The organism is Rhizocola hellebori (assembly GCF_016862955.1).
Taxonomy (GTDB): Bacteria; Actinomycetota; Actinomycetes; order Mycobacteriales; family Micromonosporaceae; genus Rhizocola; species Rhizocola hellebori.
Genome location: NZ_BONY01000003.1, coordinates 122781 through 143004 on the forward strand (window position 1 = coordinate 122781; position 20224 = coordinate 143004).

The following is a 20224-nucleotide window of genomic DNA, read 5'->3' on the forward strand; positions in this document are numbered from 1 at the left end:
AGCCGCGCTATTAGCCGCCAAGACGCACCAGCCACTTGCCCAGCTCCCCAGCGGCCCGCACCATCTTCATCCGGGCGTTGCCGCCCGGGACCCGGGTGGGCCGGTGAAGATCGATCAGCTGGAACCAGATGCTGATGCCGTGCAAGCGGCGCTGGCGGGTGACGTTGCCGTCGTGCCAGTGATACCGGACGATCGGCTCGGCCAGGCGCCGGGGCTGGATGCCGCCGCGCAAGCCGCGCAGCACCAGGTCGATGTCCTCGAAAAGCCGCAGGCTCTCGTCGTAGCCACCCATACTCAGCAGCAGGTCTCGCTGTATCGTCATCCCCGAGTGCTTGAACGGCAGGCGCGGGCGGGTCAGGATGCCGCGCAGCATGCTCTGCGCCGACCTGTACTCCGGGAGCCGGATCAGCCGGCAGACCTCATCCCACATCTCCTGGTAGTCGGCGTACACCCACAACGAACTCGTGGCGATGAGGAAGTCGTGCAGGAGACGTAACGCGTTGGACGCAAGCTCGTCATCGGAGTCGAGAACGGTGATGAAGGCGCCCTTGGCCACCTTGAGCGCATGGTTGCGGGCCGTCGATATCCCGTGCTGGCCCTGCCGGAACACCCGAACCCGAGGGTCGGCCGAATAGGGGTGCGGCGCCAGCACTTCGGTGACCGGGATGGCCGATCCATCGTCGACGATGACCAGCTCGAAGTCACCGAACGAATTTTCCAGAACGCTGGCCACGGCCTTCTTCAACAGCTCGGGCCGGTCGCGTACCACGATGCACACCGAGAAGAACGGGAGCGCCAGATCCGGGTTCACCAGCGGCAGGGCGGAAGTCTCGGCCTCACTCCAGTCGGTCCTCTCGCGAGGTACCTCGAAGTCAGGGATTGAGGTGTTCATCGCTCGCGCCATGGTTCGCCATTTCCCACCTGCCGGAAAGCCGGGTAATAGCCGAGGATCAGCATGTGGCAGAAGAGGAACAGCCACATGAAGTACGGGTAGGAGGTGGGTTTCTGGGTGAGCCCGAAGCTAAGCAGCACAAGATAGAGGATAGCCAATGCCAGCCTGCCACGGACAGAGATCATGCTACGGGTAAACCTGTACAGGATGACAAGCATCGCCACGGTGAGGATGACACCGGCCGCCCCCCACACCACAGCGATCCGGGCGAGATCGTTGTGCATGTCCCAGGGCTCGTAGCCGAAGCCGAAAAGCCAGATGTCCCAGGTGGATTTGCCGAACGCGCGAGCGGTGTCCGTCCACACCGCACCGCGCCCGTTGAGGAACCTGTCCGACCCGACGTCCCAGGAGCCGACGGCCGCGAACATTACCTTGACCCGCGACGTAAGGTAATCGCCCATGATGCCGACGGTGACGAGCGCGAGGGCGGCCACCCCCACGACCGAGACGGTCACCGTTTTCCGGTTGAGGCGCTGCCGTCCGCGGAGGGCCCGCAGCCGGCGCCCTTCGAACAGCGCAATCACCATTGTCACGCAGATGATGGAGAGGCGGTGGGTGGAGATGAGCGTGGTGCCGAAGAGGACGGCTATCAGCGCATAGTGCTTGACGGGGCCGAGGCGTAGCCGCTCATAGCCCACGTACAGGATGAAGACACAGAAGATGAGCAGCCGGCCCAGCGACATCGGGTGGTTGTAGCCGCCGGACGGACGTCCCATGTAGACACCCGGCATGATGAAATAGAACGAGTATTCGACTACGCCCAGGACCTGGAGCCAGGCGATAAGACAGTGGACCAGGGCCCCACCGACAATCGCGAGCGCGGTGTAGCGCAGCAGGCGGCTGGCGATCGCCTTGCCATACCGCATCATCACGCCGATCAGCGCCAGCGGCGCGAAGCTCACGATCAGCCGCAACGCCTCACGCGGCACTCCGATGGAGGGTGGGACGAAGGGCCCGAATATCACGGTTCTGTGATGCTTGAACGGCTCCAGCAGCTCGCCACGGCTTGAGATGGCCAGGTAGCTCATCGCCGAGAGCAATAGCATGATCGCTACCGCGGCGAAGATGAGGAATAGCGACCACGGAAGCCGCGCCGCATTGAGCGAGCCGGTCAACAGGGCTATCACCATGAACGCCCCGCCGATCATCGTCAGGATGGTGCCGAAGTCGATGACGTTGGCACCCGGCTCCTCCCCGATGATGTCGAGCAGGGGCTTCGCCGAAAGGAAGGCCAGGCTAGCGATGACCGACCAGAAGGTGATGCCGCGGATCGACTCAGCCTGCTCGGGATCGTCCGATGCAGACGGGGGTGGTCTCAATTGCTTGAGCCGCTGGGTGAGGAGGGGGAGCTTCGTCATCTACGTGAGCCAACCAGTAGACCCAAAAAATCGGGCACACCACGAAAAGCAAGGTGAGGATGCCAATCAGCGGCGGTCGGCTTGGGCGCCGGGCCGTACGTCGCAGCCACCCATTGGCCTCCCCTGTCCAAGCATTGCTGGCACACAATACCAGCGCTGGACGCTTACATCGGACGATCTGCATCAGACGATCTTCGTTGATCGAAATCTCAGCGACTGTACAACAATCGAACCGAGCCGAAAGCGCCCGGGGCGGTTTGATGCGCAGTTGTTACCACGCAAGACTTGCACATGTCCCGACGCGACATCTTGCCAAACCGGTGGCCTGTCAGCAAGAGTGACCCCCGTGAGTTCGACCCCCATCAGTGTGATCATTACCGCATACAACGAGGCCGCCGTCATCGGTCGCTGCCTGGACTCACTGCTCGCCGGGGCGAGCCCGGACGATCTGGAGATCATCGTGGTCGCCAACGGATGCACCGACGAGACCGTCGCGATTGCCTCATCCCGGCCGCAGGTAAAGGTGATTGAGCTGCCGGAGGCCGGAAAAGCGGCCGCCCTCAACGCGGGCGACGCGGTCGCCTCCGGATTCCCGCGCATCTACCTGGATTCCGACGTCATCCTCAGCCCGAAAGCAGCCCTTGACCTCGCTCGCGCCTTGACACCGGTCGATGACGCATCGGCGCCGCTGGCCGTCACTCCCCGCCGCGAACTCAACACGAAGGGTAGATCTGTTGTCGTGCGCGGCTTCTACGCCATCAATTCCCGGCTACCGATCTTCAAGGACGCGCTTTTCGGCCGCGGAGTGATTGCCGTTTCCCGAGCGGGCCGCGAGCGGTTCGGCGTCTTCCCCGAGCAGATGGCGGACGACCTTTTCCTCGACTCAAGGTTCACCTCGGCGGAGAAGCGGGAGGTGAACACCGTGGTGTCGCATGTGGAGACACCCAAACGGACCCGAGATCTGCTGCGGGTTCAAACACGTGTACGGGCCGGGAACGCTCGCCTGCGCGCCATCGACGCCAGCACGCGCCCGCCCGCCCGGTCCTCATGGCTTACCGAAGTGCTGCTACCCAAGCCGTGGCTACTCCCCGCTGCCGTGGCTTACCTGACTGTGACTCTCATTGCCGCGCACAGAGCCAAGCGGGCCAAAGCCAATCACTGGGGGCGCGACGAGTCGACCCGCACCGGGGCCTAAATAGTGTTGCGGGGCGGTCCCGAAGGACCGCCCCGCAACTATTTCTTGAGCGAACGCTCAGATCCCCGCTCGCGACAGGATGTCGTCAGCATCGGAAGGGTTCAGTGTGTACCCGTTCCATTGCGCCGGGTCGGTCAGATCCCGCAACGGATCCACCGAGATGAACCGGCCGGTGGTGGGGTCGTACTCCCGTTCACCGAGGTGAACAAGTCCGCTGTCGTCAGTGGTCGCGCCGACATAACCCTGGGTTCCCTTCCACCCGGTGGCCGCCGGGCCACGGGGCTGACCGAAGGGCATCACTCGTTGCCGCATGATGTTCAGGTTGCTCGGATCGATCTGGGCGATGGCGGTGCCGTTGTGGTCGGTGAAGACCCACCGCAGCCCGGCGCTGTCCCGCACCGCGATGTCGGCGTAGTACCGGGTGCCCAACGGGTCGGCCGTGCCGGTCTTCGTCAGCTCGGTGCCATCGAACAGGTACAGGGTCTTCTTGTTGGGGCTACTGGCCACGAGCCGGTTGCCGTAGGTGTCGTAGATGTAGGTGGTGGTGACACCGGCTTCCAGCACCGTGCTGAGACGGCCTTCGGCATCCCAGGTGAGCGTCTGGGTGACGCCGCTCGGGGTGGTCCGGCTGGTGGTGTTCCCAGCCGCGTCGTAGCTGAAGGTACGGGTTGGACCGGCCGAGGGACCGCTCCCCGTGATTGTCTTGACCTGGTGCGGGGCAACAGCTCCGGCGGTGCCGACGGTGTCGGTCCAGGTGGTGTCTCCGGCGACCGGGTCCTTGTTGGTCTCGGTGAGCCGGTTACCCAGCGCATCGTGGGTCCATTGCCGCCAGTACGGGTCCGGCCCGCTGCGCTGAGGCGTGGTGCACGCATTGGGTAGCTGCGACCAGGCCTCGGTCAGCTTCTCCAGGTTGCCGTAGCTGAAGCACTCCTGCTGCTCGGCCACGGCGTTGGTGGTGCTGCGGATCGACGTGATCTTGCCAACCGAGTCGTAGAGGTACTGGTCGTTGGCCACCTTCGAGTTTCCGTAATCGCCCGGGACCCCAGGGGTCTCGGTGTTGAGGTAGATACTCGACAGGCGACGGCCCGGCGCACCGTAGTTGGCCTGGACACGGACGTGCATGTTCGCATTGCCCAGGAACTTGTTGTAGGCCAAACCGTCGAAGAAATAGATGGTGTTATCTAGGTAGATTCCTTGACTGGCGTTGGTGGTGAGGCCCTTCTGCAAGCCGGTGATCGCGTTGTACTGCTTCGTCACCGTCTCGCTCGGCAGGCCGCCGACACCCGGGAAGGTCTGGGTGTTGAGGTCACCGTTGATCAGATAGTTGTAGCTGGTCGAATAGGTCAGCGTCGTTCCACCGACCCCGAACCCGGGCACCGTGTACGTGGCCGACAGTGGCCTATACCCGTCGTCGTAGCCCGTGATGGTCTGGACGTAGGCCTGCCCACCCTCGTACCGGGTGGCCGAGATCAGCTTGCCACGCGCCGCGCCGTCATAGGTCCACGCCGCCCGCAGGTTGCCGGTGGCCGAGTCCTCCCGGAGGTGGGTGGTCCGGCCCAGACCGTCGTAGGTGTAGAACAGCGCCCTTCCCCGACCGTCGACTGTGGACAGAGCCTGCCCGGCCGCGTCGTAGGTGACGGTCGAGGTACCGGCATCCGGGTCCACGGTCTGAGTCTTACGGCCCGCCAGGTTGTAGGTGTAGGCCCACGTGTTGTTCGCGGTGTCCTTGACCTGGGTCAGCTGACCAAGCCGGTCGTAGCCGTAGGTCGTGGTCGCCACGACCGAACCCGCCGGAGTGCCACCGGAGTGCTGGCGCAGCTCGGTCACCAGACCACGCACATCCTTGATGGTGGTGGTGGCGGTACCGCCGGCCGGCGGGGTGACAGTGACAGTCTTCTCACCGTCGTAGCCGGTGACGGTCTGCCACAGCTGGGCGGCAGTGGTGCCGTCGCCGGCCCACTCCTGCTTGTTGACGACCCGGCCCATGTTGTCGTAGACGTAGCGGGTCTGCTGCTTGGCGTCAGGGTCGTCGACTCCGCGCAGTGTCGCCGACGGGTTCTCGGCCCCGTACATCATGGTGGTCTTGTCGACCCGGCCGATGCCGTTGTAGACGGTGTCCTCGATCTTGGAACCGCCGGTGGTCGCGGAAAGCGTCTGCTTCTGCCGCGGCCGCAACAGGCCGTCGAAGATCTGGAACGACTGCAACTGCCCGCCCGTGGGCATCAGGGTCTTGGTCGTCACCGTCGCCGGTGCCCCAAGGTTGTAGATGTACTCCAAGTCGGGCGTGACACCGGTGGTGCCGCCGTTGGCCCGGTTGTTCTGCCACATCTTCGTCAAACGGCCTTGACCGTTGTACGAGGCCAGAATCACCTTGCCGTTGACGTCAATCACCGCGGTCGGACGGCCGTTACGGGTATCGAGGTTGATCGCTGTGTCCCAGCGCTGGCCGTTGGTATTCGGACCGGTGACGGTCAGCTTGGTGACCGGACCACCGAGGGTCGGCGTGTAGACCGTGGTGACCTGCCGGTCCAGGGCGTCAAAGTAATCCTTGATCCGCCCGTGGGTGTCATAGACCGACCGTTCCGACTGGCGGAAGTCCGTGGCCACCAATGGGTAGGCCGTAACCGCGTCCGCGACCTGCTTGGTTGTCACCAGACCGCGCTGCGGCTCCGCGCCGTACACCAGACCGTCGTAAAGGGTCCGCGACGCCTTCAGCACAGATTGCGCGGTGGGCGTGGCGTTGCAGTCGGTGACAAACTCCTGCTTCTTCAGACCGATCAGCCACTTGGTCGTGTTGGCCGTGGCGTACTCGTAGTTGGTGCACCTGTCATCGGTGGTGATGGCGGTGTTGCCCTCGTCGGTCACCTTGACCGGCAGACCGTAGGTGCTGTCGAAGGTACTGGTAACCCTGGTTTGGGTCTGCAACCCGCCGGCCAAGTTGTTGATTCGCCGGGTTTCGATCTCCCGGGCGCGGACGGCGAAGATGGACGGGTTCGGTGCCGCCATGGTCAGCGTGCCGGTGAGTGTCACGCCATAGACTTGCCACTTCGACGTCACCCAGTTCGTCCGGTCCACGTTGATGGGCCCGTCGAAGACCCTGGTCCGGGCCGGACGGCCGGTCAGAGAATCCTTGTCCTGCCGCGTGCTGCCGACATCGTCAATGACGTTGACCTGCCGCGTTCCGGCGCCGCCGGCGGCGGTCCAGTCACCTTGCAGCCCACGGTAGAACAGGGTTTCGGTGACTTCCTTGGGTCCGGTGCCGTCGAAGTTGGAGTGGGTGGTGACGACTGTCGGGTACCCGGCCCAGCGTGACCACGTCCGCAACCAGGTCGGGGTGTGCCACGCCACGTCGTGCTTCCACAACGTGGTGGTCGACGACCCCAGCGCGCTGTAGTCGTAGTGCCAGCGTTCCGACTGGCCGCCCGCCACGTGGTCGATGACATCGACATCGGTGACTACATACTTGTGCCACCACGACAACCCGTTGTTGTTCTGCGCGTAGCAGCGCTTCGGGTTGAAGTCGACCTCGGTCGGCAGTGCGGCGGCGGTGCAGTCCGGGGTCGAGTAGCTCGCCTGGATCATCGCGCCGGTGCCGTTGTCGACCTGCGTGAGCCGGTAGTGCTTCATCTCCGGCTTGCCTGTGCCGAAGTCGACCCGGTTGGTCAGATCGGTGCCACCGGTGTACATCGGGTTGGCGAATCCGGGGCGGAGCACCGAATCCAGCCACAACGACGGCGACGTGCCGTCGGAGTGGGTCGGGAACGTGTACCCGAACTCCCACCGGTTCACCAGGCCCCAGTTGCTCGTTCCTGGCTGCCACAGCTGGGTTTCGATGGCGTTGAGCCGGTAGGGGGTGAAGAACACCGGCGTTACCTGCGCGCAGGCGGTCGCGGTCGGAGCACAGTACTGGTCCCACGGAGTGTCGGGCCAGTTCGGCCAGTTGGCGGGAACAGACGAGTTGCAAACCGTGTCGCTGCCGAAGCAGCGGGCCAGCGCCTCGAACATGACCCGGCCGGTGTGAACGCTGCCGCCGGTCGTGTTCGCGCCGTAGAGCGCCGCGTTCAGCCGGCTGCCAGTGTCGTACTGGTACACGGTGACGCCGTTGTTTCCGCCGTAGCTAGCGCGATCGCGGTACCACTCGTACTCGATGACGTTGTCGTGCGGATCCACGACCTTGTCCAGGTTCCACCGGTAGGGCATCGCGCAGCTCGAGAGCGCGAACCCACCGGCGTTGTAGCAAGGCTCGCCGACGTTGTTGCCGTATACCTGGACGACTAGCGGGCCGCCGTACTTGCCGCTCGAGTCGCCGCCGTTGTTCGGACCACCGGCACGCCGGGACCCGAAGAAGTACTGAATACCGTCGCGGGTGGTCACCTTGAACGCCTCACCCGAAGCGACACCGTTGTCGACTCCGGTCAGCCGCTCGACCTTCCAGCCCGCGGAGTCGTCCTCGGCCTTCCAGCCGGTATCCGCGGCGACAATGCGAGTCGTCTTCCCGTTGAGGGTCAGCGTCAGCGGCGAAACAGCCACGTAGCAAAGGTCGCCGCCGGTGTAAGCGACACCGTCGTTGCGGCACAGCCGATAGGCCCGCTCCACGTAACCGGGGTGGTAGTCCCAGCCCTCTCCCACCCAGGATGCCTGGGTGTTCTTCGAGCTGGTCAACCCATCCACTCGGGCCGATGAGTAGGTCAGGGCGACCTCCGGCTTCAGCCCACCCGGCGCGGGCGGCGTCTCGACCGGCACCTTGTAGGTGAAGTCACCAGCCACCGATCCGGCCGACCAGCCGTTCTCGTCCGCGAACGGGGTGGCAGCCCAGTCACTGTTCTGCGCCAGCGGCGTGGCCGACCAGTCACCTGTCCCCGACCCCGTGCCGGCCACCACGGCCAGCACGATCTTCGCGCCCGCCTGAACGCCCGCGTCAACCCCGGTGGAATTCCCTGCGGAGTTGGGGAAGACGGGCGCGCCGAGGTCGATGCTCCTGGTCACCTGGTCGGTAGCGGTGCTGTTGCCGAGGGACGCCGGCGGCGCCTGCTTGCGGCAGTTGACGTCGGTCGGGGTCGTCACCGAGCACGCCGGCATCGCGACCAGCCGCAGCCGGTCGCCGAAGTCAGAGCCAGTGGCACGGGCAAACGCGCTGTAGCCCACGGTTATCTGCAGCCAGGACGACGCCGGGAGCGTGGTGCTGGACTGCACCGACAGCATTACGCCGCGCATACCAAGCGCCTGCGATGCCGTCTGGGCGTAGGTGGAAACGGTCAGCGTGGCCGCGAAAGCCGGCTCGACCTCGTAGGGCTCGCCCTTCATGGCCCGCTTCTCTATGTCCTCCACGGTGAGGGAAGAGGAGCTGGGCACGGTCACCGTAATGGGCAGGCCACCGGGCGAAACCGTGCTGGAGATGCCTATGCCACCGTCCATAAGCGACGATGGAGCGCCGCTCGTCACGTTGATTACGGCCGATCCGGCAACCGGCCACGTCGGCGCTGCGGGCGCCGTCCACTGCGGCAGGTTGACGGTATCCGGGGCCTGATAAGGCAATGGTGAGGTAGAGACAGGTTGTTCCGCGGGTTGGCCGTCGACAGCCATGGCCGCGGATGGGGGAAGCCCCACCGTAAGCCCCGCTACCAACACGGAAACCACACCGGCACTTAACCAGGAACGCCTTCGCGTTAAGGCGCCAACACGTGCTCCCACAGATCCTCCCAGGATCGATGAATGGGAATCCCCAAGACGGTGATGAGGGTAAGGCATAACCCACCGCGCCGCTCAGTTGAAGCATCGAATCGGAAACGCCGGACGTTGACCGACCAATCCCGACAGTGACGACGGCCGTCGATATTGGACCTTGCAGCGGCGCAAACGTGCGCTCGACGCGGCCGCAAACCCGTTCGGCGATCACAGACGGTGATGGATCACAATTTGATAACAGTGACTTTTTATGGGAAATGCTTGCGCCCCAACGCTGATCGGCGACAGCATGCGACAAACAGGTGACTGAGAGTAGGCTATGTGCGCGCGAAGCGCTGACGCCGCTATGGAGGAAACCGAAGCGGCCCTTGTCATTTCGTGGCCTGGAATGCTGCGCCGCGGGCAGGGCCTTGCGCCAGAACGTCCCGACGCTGCGGTTGCTGCGCGCAGGCTAACGCCCGGGCGGTGCCCCGACGCCAGAGTAGCGGCGGGACAATACCCCGGCCTGCCTTCGTTGCAGCGCTGCAACAGTTGCCGGCCAAGCAGCGCCAGGCGCCGACGTGGCCCAGCCAAGCGAAGCCGCCGCGCGGATCAGACGCAGCTATAGCCTTCCATGCTCTCGTCGCGGGCGATCCGGCCACCCGGCACGCTCATGGTTACCAGCCATTGCACGGTGCCCACGTTCGGCGAGGAAGAGGGACCGACCGAGATAGTGGTCGACCCGCTGTACGAGGCGCCGCCGCCCGACAGTGAGAAGCCTTGCATCGAGCCGGAAAGGCCGCCCTGTCCCTGCGGGACGAGGCCCGGCGGGGGGTCGGTCACCGAGACATTGACCATTATCCGGACGCGCCACTGGCCACTCTCGTTGGAGCAGGTGGTGCTGCCCGTGCCGGCCAGCTGGGTGTTGTAGGTGCGCGGCTGGGTCGGTGAGGTCTGCGGCCCTTGCGTGGTCGGCTGCGGATTGGGGTTGTTCGGGTTGTTGGGATTGTTGGGGTTGTTGGGATTGCCCGGCGGATTGACCCCGGCCCCCGGGATCACCTCCACCGCCGTGGTCGGCACGCCGCCTTCGCTGGTCGGGCTGACGGTCGCTCCCGAGGTCTGGCTCCCCGTGGTCGTCTGGTTCTGGGTGGTGCCTGGCGGCCCACCGGCGACAGCCGGCACCTGCCCGCCACCGTTGCTGCCGAACGCCAGCCAGGCGACAACCGAGAAAACAAGCATGACGGACAGTCCTACCGCGACCGGCAACCGCCATTTGCCTTTCCGCTTGACCCGGCTGAGCGACCGGGTCGCGAGATAACGCATGCGCGGGCGCTCCGGCCGCACCACCAAGGTGTCCTGGGCGTCGTAGCGCTGCACGAGTTGCGCGTCATGCGGATGGCCGTCGTACGGGTGGGCGGCTTGCGGATGGCCGTTATACGGGTGGCCGGCGTGCGGTTGGCCGTCGTACTGGTGGGCGACTTCGTCGTCCTCGTTGTCGTCATCGAGGGCGTGGCGGCCCGCGCCCGTCCACGAACTCCGGGTCGCTCGCTCCTGGATCGCGTGCGTCAGCGGCCCTTCTGGGTAGCCCCGGGAAGCGGCCGGGCTGACCGGTTCCGCCTGCGCTTGGGATTCCTCGAAGGCAAAGGGAAGCCCAACCGGATGCGAATCGGCTTCGTAAACCTTGCCGACCGCTGGACCCTCGTAATCGTCCTCGTAAGGTTCTTCATATACTTCGTCGACGTCAGCGACTTGAACGATGTCATAGGGCGCCGGGACCACATATGGCTCCGCAGGCCGGGGCTCATCCTTCGTCCCGTAAATCTGTTCGATATCGCGCGGCGCCTTGCGCTCATGCTCCTGATCGGCCGGATCAGGCAGGGGGGCGGTCCTGGACTCCAAGCGCCACAGGACTTCCACCCAGTACTTCACCTCGCGGTCGTTGATGCCGATGGCGCGCACCAGCGCCACGACCAGCTCCTCGGGCGGCAGGGCATCATGGCTCAGCGCGGTAGCGATGATTTGCTCGGGCAGCACATAGCCCTTGATCCCGGCCAGCTCCTCGATCTCGAGCAGCGACAGCCCTGAATGCTCGACCAAAGCCCCAAGTAGAGCAACGAATTCGGCAGCTGTTCGCGCGTTGGTCGGGTCTGGTCGGTCGTCGTCGTCCGCTAACCCGTAGAGTGCACGCTCGTCATTTCGGCGCAAGGCTTCCTCCCTACGAGCATCGGTCCGCGAGGAGAATACAGCTCATCTGACTCAGTACCAACTCTTGCTGGCCAAAATGCTCCTGCCAGCAAGGGCTTCCGATGCAACAAGTGTCCTAACTGGAACTTTCGGCGACAAAGAATTTCCCTGCGTGAATATCATGATTACCGCGGGTGACCATTGTCGCGCCAGCCCAACGATTGCGGCTTGGTCGAACCATGCGTCTATTCCTATATGTTTTGCATAGCGTGGTGGGTGTCGCTCGGTCCGCCGAGCGACACCCACTCTCGTGCCACGCGGCTAGCCCAGTGCCGCCCCGAAGTCCGCGATGGCCATGCCGCCGCCGATGAGATTGCTGGAGCTGACCGTCTGGTTGCCGGTGCTGGTATTGGTAAGGAAGTGCACCAGGCCCTGCTCGGCGAAGGTGGCGGTCTCGTCAGGAGCTCCGGCCACGAGGTCGGACCTGGACTGGAAGCGAATCCTCGCCATCAGGACTGCCGCGCCGAAGTGGTCGTTGGCCTCGGCTGTGTCCGGTACCCCGTTGGTGCCCTGGCTCCAGGTCGTGCCAACGCCGACCAGGCCGGAGACAGAGCCGGGAAGGATGGTGACCGCGCCGGCCTGGTCCTGGCCACCGACATTCTTGTTTGGAGCACCGGCCACCACTTCGGCCCGGCCGTCTCCGTCCTGGTCGCCGACCGCGACGGAGTACCCGAACCTGGAGGTGCTTGCTTCACCGGGAACTATGGTGCTGGACTCGTCGATGGCCTGGCTGTTGACGGTGGTCGGACCGGAGGCGCTGCCTCGCAGCAGGAAGATCGCCCCGGAGTTGGCGTTGCCGCCAACCGTTTCCCCGGGAGCACCGACGACCAGGTCTGCCTTAAGGTCGCCGGTGACGTCACCGGCGGCCAGCGAGAATCCGAATTGGTCACCGGACTCGGCCGTGCCCGGCATGCCCGCCGCGCCCTCGGTGAACTCCTGAGCACCGGTACCGCTCAGGCCGCTCGCCGTGCCCAGCAGCACCGTCACCGAACCCGCGTCGACCGCGGTGCCCACATCCTCGCCGGCCGCACCGATCGCCAGGTCGGTCCGGCCATCGCCGTTGAAGTCACCGGACGCGAGGGAGGAACCAAAGCCGTCTAAGTCCTCGGCCGTGCCGGGTACGGAATTGGCGCCCTGGACGAACCAGTTGGTGGCGCCGGTCGTCCTGACCAAGCCGCTGGCCGATCCGTAAAGAACCTTTACCCCACCCCGCCCGGCGTTGTGGCCGGGGGCGCCGATAGCCAAGTCGCCGAACCCGTCGTCGTTGAAGTCGCCGACGGCCAAGGACGCGCCAAAGTTGCTGTTGGCGAACGGCTCCGGGACCGAGGTGCTGGCGGGTGCGGCGAAGAAGGAGTTCTGCGTCGTCACGCCCCACACGTACCCCCGCAGCAGGGTGACCGAGCCCTCGCCCTCGGGACTGTTGGGTGCGCCAACGGCGATGTCGGCGAAGCCGTCACCGTGGAAGTCGGCGGTCGCCACCGCGGTGCCGAACCGCCCATTCGTGTTGGCGGCACCGGCCACCAAGGCGTTGTCCTGGCTGAAGACCTCGTTGCCGGTGATGTCCAGACCCTGCGAGTTGCCCCACACCATCCGCACGTCCCCGCCATTGGCCAGATCGGACACCCTCCGTCCGGGTTCACCGATGACTACGTCGCCGTAGCCATCACCGTTGATGTCGGTGGTGAGCGGCTTCTTGCCAGCGCAACTGTAGATCTTAAAATTATCGATCCACCAGCCGTAAGCCGCGGTGAAGGAGGCAAACCCATCGGTTGCCAGGACGAAGCGGAGCTTGACCCGCTTTCCGGAGTAGGCCGCCAGCGACACCCGGCTTGATGTCCAGCCACGGCTGTCGCCGCTGAACCAGACACCAGACTTGCCGGACAACGCCTTGTCCGGGCCCACGTTCCAGCCCGTGTTCAGCGGGATCCAGCTGAAGGCGTCGCCTTCGACATCGACCTCCACCCGGCCACCGTCAAAGTAGCCCTGCCCCTGCAGGCCCGCCGGAACGAAATCGAAGGAGTAGTGGTGGTTGAAGTAGGCGAACAACGATGACGAGACCGGCAGCTGAACGAAGGACGTACGTTCGACTGTCTCGATCGCGAGGGGATCGATGAACGGATCCGGTATGAACAGCGCGTTGCCCGCCGAGTTGCTCGGGCGTGCCTGGCCGTCGATCGACGCCTCACCAGTCTCCGACCAGCCCGGGGGCAGCGTCGCGCTGACGGGCCAGTTGAAGTTCTCGAACAGCACGTTGGTGCTCGCCGTCCCGGGGGTGCATTGGGACGCCTGAGGAATCGTCCCTTCGGCCGTGGGGACGTTGGACATGCCGACCGCGCCGGTCGAGTAGAGAACCGAAAGGCAGTTGTTGTCGGTGATCCCGAACGACGGAGTCTTCGTCAAGTTGATGCACGCCTGGTGCAGAGCGAAGGCCAGGTCGGTGTAGTCCGAACCGGCCGTCAGCAGACCCTCGGCCGCCAGCCAGATGCGGGCTACCTTGAGGATGTCGCCGATCGGCACGATGACGAACCCGCCGAACGAGCCGCCCTCGGTCATCAGATAAGCCGCCTTGTTGCCCACACCGCTGTTGATGTGGACACCACCCATGTCAAACGGGTCGGCCTTCCACAGCGGGCTCGACGTGGCGTCGGGCTGGTTGAACGCCGGTGGGTTGGCCATATTCCGGGCCGCTCCGCCCGCGACGTCTTCGCCCATCAGCCATTTGACCGACGGATCGTCGTTGCCCGCGAACGGACCGGTGTAGAGCTGGTCGAACGCCTCACCGATCACGTCCGAGATCGACTCGTTGATCGCGCCGGACTGGTAGTAGTACAGCAGCTTCGAGGTGAATTCGGTGACGCCGTGGGTGAATTCGTGCGCCAGCACGTCCTCGGTCAGGAAGCCCTGGCCGTAGGTGGTCTGCGCGCCGTCCCAGAACGCGTTCGCATAGGGACAGGGCGCCTGCGGGCAGAAGTCCACTGCGGAAGCCAGTGCCATGCCGTTGTTGTCGATGCTGTTGCGGCCCAGTGTCGCCAGCATTATGTTGTACGCGCCGGAGAACTCGTAGGCCGCATCGACGGTCGTGTTTCCGGTCGGTTCCTGTCCTTCCGACCGGGTGACAGGGACCCCACCCGGGCACCTGTTGTCGGGGTTGGCAACGTTGTCGAAGCCGCAGATTCTCCGGTCGGCGTGGGCCACCTGCGAGAAACTGAGCACGACCCGCCCATCCTCGGCGTTGACCAGGACGAGCTGGCGCACGTCCATTCCCTTACCGGCGGTCACTTCGACTTTCCACACCGTGGCCGCGGATCCGGGACCGCCGATCAGTTCGGGGTCGTATCCCGACAGCACCGGGTTGCCGGCCTTGAGGGCCTGCTCCGGTAAGCGGGTGGCCTTGGCCGTAGCCTTGATGGCCGTGTCGGCCGCGGCACGGGCCGTAACGGTCGCCTTACCCGACAGGGCTGCCGCGCTTGTCTCGCCATTGATGCTGCGGAGATTTCCAGCCCCGTCCACCAGCACGTTGAGCTCGCCGCCGATGACCGGGACACCGTTGATGCTCTGGGCGAAGTGAACGACCTTGGCGTCGCTCAGCTGCGTTTCGCCGGAGACTCCCAGCTCTTTGGCCGCGTCGCGAACGCCGAACATGTTCGCGAGCTGGTTGGCGTGTGAGCGTGCTGCCTCCACGGGTGTCGACGGTGTCTTGCCACTGATCAACTTGGGCTTGATGACCTTTTGTGCGGCGGGATGCACCGCACGCACGCGACCTTTGTCGTCACGCACCATCGCGATTTCGGAAGTTGGCTGCGCTGCGGTGGCCGGAGCGGCGAAAACGAGGCTACCCGCACCGACGATGGACGCGACAACAAAGGCCAGTCTTTTCCCGACTGGCCACTGACGTTGGTTCAACGAAACTCCACGATTTGATGAAGACCAATTGGTGGAGCCTACGCGGTCGGACAGATAGACGGCTATACCTTGCCAACGCCTTATTCAGCCGATCACGCATCGCAGCTGCATGCTGTCCACAAGCGACGGTCAGCGCACAGCATTAACTTTGTCGATTGTGGACCGTGGAAGGACGGGCTATGGTGTGGGCGTCGCGGACGGCCGGGCTGCGGCCCTCGACAGCAGGGCCGCCATCAGCGCCTGGTAGGCGGGCTTGGGCTGGTATGCCTCGTCGAACAGGCATGCGGCACCGAATCCCTTGTGGTAACTGGGAATCCAGCTCTTGGCATCGGTGAATCCCCACGTCGTCAAGGACACGCACCCCGATACCGACAGGCAGGCGTTGACCACATCGAGGTAGAGCGCGGCCTGTCGCTGGAGCTTCTCGGGCGTGGCGGGAAGGTCGATGCGCACGTCCAGCTCGGTGATGGCTACCGCGAAACCGCTGCTGGTGAAGCGCGCCAGGTTCTCTGCCATACCGGCGGCGCTGCGGTCATATGGCAGGTGCGACTGAAACCCCACACCCTGGATCGGGACCCCTTCCGAGCGCAGCTTCCGCACCAGCTCAAGCAGGGCCGCGGACTTGCGATTCCCCCACTCGGCCCCGTATTCGTTGATGAACAGGATGGCGTTGGGGTCGGCTGCGCGTACCCAGGAAAAGGCATCGGCAATATAATTCGGCCCGAGCTTGCGCAGCCAGATGGTGTCGCGCAGCGACCCGTCCTCGGCAAGCGCCTCGTTGACCACGTCCCACGCCCAGATCTTGCCCCGATACCGGGAAACCACCTTCGTGACATGGTCTTTTAGCAGATCCCTTACCTCCTGCGGCGACAGGTCCTCGGTGACCCAAGCCGGAACCTCGGTGTGCCAAACCAGGGTGTGCCCATATACCGCCTGTTTCCTGCTGGCGGCGAACGCCATCAGACGATCGCTGCTGGCCCAGTCGTAAAATCCCCGGACCGGTTCAATATTGGCCCATTTCAATGAATTTTCCGGGGTCAGGGCACTGAACTCTTGGGACAGGAGCCTCCCATAACGGCTGTCAGCGGCGAGAGCCTCCGCTCTGACGGCCGAGCCGATGCGCACGTCCTTGGGGAAGAGCGACCGGAGTGTGGGCTGGGGCGGCCCCTGCGACGCGTGCTGCTGTTTGCGCCGGACCGCATCGTTCGCGGGGCCGGCCCGGAAAGCCATGACCACGAGGCAAATAAGCGCGGTTACGAATGCGGCCCAGATAATGAATATCGTCCGCTTGCGCGGGCCGCGGGCGATCGTCCTCGAGATCGGTTCGACATCCGGCGGCATGCTGGAGCAATCTACCCGAGGCAATGGCCCAAGGCTCAGCGATGCCCGCCCCAGATACCCATCCTGCGGCGCAGGTAGGGCGGTTTGACGAAAGCGGCCATCCGCTCGCCATCATGCAGATCGTCTCGCCAATAGCGGTAAACGATCCCCTCGACCACCCGCACCTTCCGTGCGGCGATGAGCCCGGCGCCCGTCGTGTGGTCGAACGCCGTCAACAGCGGCGACCCCGGGGCAAGGGCCCGCTCCGACTCGCTTGGCTCCCGGAAAACGGGCTCGGCGAACCGCGCCGGGCAGCTGACAAAAGTCACCTCGGTGAAATGCAACTCGAGGGAATGGTGCAGGTCGAGGTCGAAGCCGGCGGCAAGCTTGAGCGTGCTGCCGGCCCATTCCAGGACGCTCCACTCGCACCAGCAGCCATCGGGCAGTTGCTCAGAGATCATCAGTTAAGTATCGAGGCTCACGCCACTAAAGAGACGCAGCACGCCAAGCTGAGTTTGGGTTTGCTTGCCGCCAGTCCACATAGGACATTGGCTTCAGCGCACGGCTTCGGCGAGGATCCGGATCCCGCGGCGGATCTGGTTCTCGGTGACGTTGCCGAATCCGAGTACGAGGGCCGGTGACCAGGGGTGTGGTTGGACGTGTGTGCTCCCGGGCGCGAAGCGGTAGTCGCCCAGACCGCGGACGCCGACCAACCTCGACCGCGCCGCCTCCACGACACCCTGCTCGGACACGCTTTCAGGCAGCCGAAGCAGCGCGTGACAGCCGGCCGAGAGGCCTTGGAGCCGTGCCTGAGCACCGAACTCGGCCTGGACCGCAGCCACCAGGACGCCGCGGCGGGCGCGGTAGATTTCCCGCACGCGCCGCAGGTGCCGGTCGTACCGGCCCGATTCCATGAGAAGCGCCAGCGCCTCCTGGTCCAAGCCAGGTGCGCCCCGGCTGCTGAGCCGTTTCTCCTCGATGATCCCGTCCAGGAAACGCCGGGGCGCGAAGACCCAGCCGAGCCGGATCGTCGGTGCCAGCGTCTTGCTGACCGAGCCAAGAGCGATCACACGATCGGGGTCGAGGCCCTGCAAGGACCCCACGGGCTGGCGGTCGTACCGGAACTCGGCATCGTAGTCGTCCTCGAGCATCACGCCGTCGACGTCGGAAGCCCAGGCCACCAGCTCGCGCCGGCGCAGGGGACCCAGCACGACACCCGTGGGGCACTGGTGGGCCGGGGTCAGCAGCACTGCCCGCGCCCCGCTTTCGCGCAGTCGCCGGACGTCCAGGCCATCGCCGTCGACCGGGACGGGTACCGGCTCCAGGCCCGCGCGGCGGGCGATGACGTCGTGGTCACGCGGCCCGGGATCCTCCAGTGCCAGCCGTCGGATTCCGTGTTTCGCCAGTGTGGACAAGGCGAAGGCGAGCCCCTGCCGGAAGCCACCGACGACGATGGCGTCTTGCGCCACCGCGCAGCCGGCCCGCACGCGGCGGTGGTAGGCGCTGACGACCTCTCGCAGGTGCTTCGACCCGGCAGGCGCTTCGTCGCCCAGCTCGGCGGTGGGCAGCTTGCGCGTCGCCTCCGAAACCGCCCGTGCCCAATCCGCTAGCGGCACCGAGGACAGGTCGGGTATTCCGTACTCGAAGTCGATGTCCGGCTTGACTTGGGTCGTATTCGGTCCACTTTGGACTTTCGTGTCGCCGGAGGACAACAGGGCGACCGCGGCCACGCGCGTGCCGGAGCCGATCGCGGACTCGACGTATCCCTCGGCCAGCAACTGCTCATAGACCTCGACCACGGTCCCGCGGGAGACACGCAGCCGCTCGGCCAGCCGTCGTGTCGAGGGCAGCCGCTCGCCCGCGGCCAGCCTTCCCTCACGGATCGCGGCGCGCATCTGGTCCTGCAGCTGCGCGCCCAATGGCGCGTCGTGGTCGAGCGTTAGCAGCAGGTCCGGACCGTCACGTCCCCAGTCGACCGTCATGCCTACCGAGCCTACAAGTGGTCCACTGCACTGGTCCATGAGTGGCCCTGCCCAGTGGACCGAAAGCGGCGCAGGATCAAGACATCGGCAGCACGCCTGGAGGTCATCGTGAGCATCGGATTGGTCCTGGCCCTCACCTCGGCCGTCGCCTACGGCGCCGCAGACTTCGTCGGCGGTGTCGGGTCGCGCCGCCATTCGTCCTGGCAGGTTGTTCTGGTGGGCCAGACCGCCGGAGCACTCGTCATGCTGGTAGCCGGCACGGTGGCGCCGGGCAGCCCAGGGATCGCCGACTTCGCGTGGGCGCTCCTGGCCGGCACCGGCTCCGCGACGGGCAGCATCTTTCTCTTCCGCGGCCTGTCCCGCGGGCGGATGGGCCTTGTCGCTCCCGTCTCGGCCGTCGCCGCGGCGATCCTGCCGGTGGTGGTGGGCATCGCCCTCGGCGAGCGGCCCACCTGGCACATCTGGATCGGCGTCCTCATCGCCCTGCCCGGCATCTGGCTCGTGTCGCGGGAAACCACGGCGCGGCCGGGCGGCAGCCGCGCTGCTCTGCTCGACGGCGCGATCGCCGGCGCGGGCTTCGGAATCCTCTTCATCGCGCTCGCCCAGGTACCCGCGGAAGCGGGCCTCCTGCCGCTGGCCGCGAACCAGTTGTTCGGCGGGCTGGTGACCATCGCTGCGGCGTCGGCGCTGCGGCAGCCGTGGCGTCCGGGTCGTGGCGTCCTGACTTGGGGAAGCGCCTCCGGGTTGCTCGGTGCGCTGGGCACGCTGACCTTCATGCTCGCCACGGGAGCGATCCAGCTGGGTGTCGCTGCCGTGCTCGCCTCGCTTTACCCGGCCGTCACGGTGCTGCTCGCCGCCGCAATCCTCAAGGAGCGGATCGACAAGTGGCAGAGGCTCGGCCTTGCCGTGTGCACCGTGGCTGTCGCCACCCTGGCCCTGAGCTAGGGACCGGCCTGGCCCAGGGTGGACCAGGCCGGTTCGGGCTCAGCCGCCGACGACCGTGTAGCGGACGATGAACTGGCCGTCCCAGAACGCGTAGCCCTCGTGTTCACCGGTGTTCACGAGGTCGCGCCGAACCTCGATCACGCCTTGGAGGTCCCAGGAGCCCCGGTTGTTCGGGTCGTCGCGTTCCCAGACCCAGATCCACGTCGCGTCCCCTACGATCTCCTGGCTCGGCTGGTACCCGGGAGGGGCCGGGTAGACGTACTTCGTGTCGCCGACGTGCATGCTGTTGAGGATGCCCGCCGGGGTTCCCGGGTTGCCGCCAATTTCGAGCAGGATCTCGTCGGCGCCCCACTCTCCCGTGTCGTCCTGGCACCGTACCCAGAGCAGTGCGACGTACACCGGCCCATCGGCGGCGGCCGGCTGGGGCACGGCGATGACGGCCAGGGCCCCTGCCACCATAGTGGCGAGAGCGGTGGCGAAGAATCGGCGAAATCTCATACGGTGACTCCCTTGTCCCGTTCGCGCACAAGCGAACAACATTGGTCGATATTTAAATGACTCTATTCATGGGCCTTCCTCGGGACATCGGGCATCCTCCCTACGGCGCCGCGTCGGAAATCCCTACTTTCAGGTTCGCTGCTTGGTGGATGCGCCCGCCGCA

Annotated in this window: 11 protein-coding genes; 2 read left to right on the forward strand and 9 right to left on the reverse strand. The window is 65.4% G+C overall.

Annotated elements, in window-relative coordinates; translation table 11 throughout:
- Positions 1–10: 10 nt before the first annotated feature.
- Positions 11–892: a glycosyltransferase family 2 protein gene (locus Rhe02_RS03620; protein ID WP_203906599.1), complete on the reverse strand. Its 882-nt coding sequence runs from the start codon at positions 890–892 to the stop codon at positions 11–13.
- A complete protein-coding gene (locus Rhe02_RS03625) occupies positions 889–2310 on the reverse strand; it encodes a hypothetical protein (protein ID WP_203906678.1) in 1422 nt (473 codons plus the stop codon). The genes Rhe02_RS03620 and Rhe02_RS03625 overlap by 4 nt, the downstream gene beginning before the upstream one ends.
- Before the next feature lie 346 nt (positions 2311–2656).
- Between Rhe02_RS03625 and Rhe02_RS03630 the strand changes: the two genes are divergently transcribed.
- A complete protein-coding gene (locus Rhe02_RS03630; RefSeq protein ID WP_239123304.1) occupies positions 2657–3505 on the forward strand; it encodes a glycosyltransferase family 2 protein in 849 nt (282 codons plus the stop codon).
- A gap of 57 nt (positions 3506–3562) precedes the next feature.
- Here Rhe02_RS03630 and Rhe02_RS03635 read toward each other — a convergent pair whose 3' ends face one another.
- The 6 genes from Rhe02_RS03635 to pdxR all read right to left on the reverse strand — a co-directional run bounded on the left by Rhe02_RS03635 (position 3563) and on the right by pdxR (position 18618).
- Positions 3563–8920 (reverse strand): RHS repeat domain-containing protein, encoded by a 5358-nt coding sequence (locus Rhe02_RS03635; RefSeq protein ID WP_203906600.1) that lies wholly within the window; start codon positions 8918–8920, stop codon positions 3563–3565.
- 861 nt (positions 8921–9781) lie between these two features.
- The gene (locus tag Rhe02_RS03640) at positions 9782–11266 is read right to left on the reverse strand and encodes a hypothetical protein (RefSeq protein ID WP_203906601.1); all 1485 of its coding nucleotides are present in this window, start codon (positions 11264–11266) and stop codon (positions 9782–9784) included.
- Between the two features lie 408 nt (positions 11267–11674).
- Positions 11675–15094, reverse strand: coding sequence for a M4 family metallopeptidase (locus tag Rhe02_RS03645; protein ID WP_203906602.1), 3420 nt, complete (start codon positions 15092–15094; stop codon positions 11675–11677).
- Positions 15095–15493: 399 nt separating this feature from the next.
- Complete coding sequence (locus tag Rhe02_RS03650; protein ID WP_203906603.1) at positions 15494–16657, reverse strand: endo-1,4-beta-xylanase; 1164 nt, start codon at positions 16655–16657, stop codon at positions 15494–15496.
- Positions 16658–16692: 35 nt separating this feature from the next.
- On the reverse strand, positions 16693–17097 hold the full coding sequence (locus Rhe02_RS03655) for a hypothetical protein (protein ID WP_203906604.1): 405 nt from the start codon (positions 17095–17097) through the stop codon (positions 16693–16695).
- Positions 17098–17190: 93 nt separating this feature from the next.
- A complete protein-coding gene (pdxR, locus tag Rhe02_RS03660; RefSeq protein WP_203906605.1) occupies positions 17191–18618 on the reverse strand; it encodes a MocR-like pyridoxine biosynthesis transcription factor PdxR in 1428 nt (475 codons plus the stop codon).
- A 108-nt stretch (positions 18619–18726) separates the two neighbouring features.
- Between pdxR and Rhe02_RS03665 the strand changes: the two genes are divergently transcribed.
- Positions 18727–19563: an EamA family transporter gene (locus tag Rhe02_RS03665; RefSeq protein ID WP_203906606.1), complete on the forward strand. Its 837-nt coding sequence runs from the start codon at positions 18727–18729 to the stop codon at positions 19561–19563.
- A 39-nt stretch (positions 19564–19602) separates the two neighbouring features.
- On the opposite strand, the gene Rhe02_RS03670 is transcribed toward Rhe02_RS03665, so the two are convergent.
- A complete protein-coding gene (locus tag Rhe02_RS03670) occupies positions 19603–20061 on the reverse strand; it encodes a hypothetical protein (RefSeq protein ID WP_203906607.1) in 459 nt (152 codons plus the stop codon).
- Positions 20062–20224 lie beyond the last annotated feature (163 nt).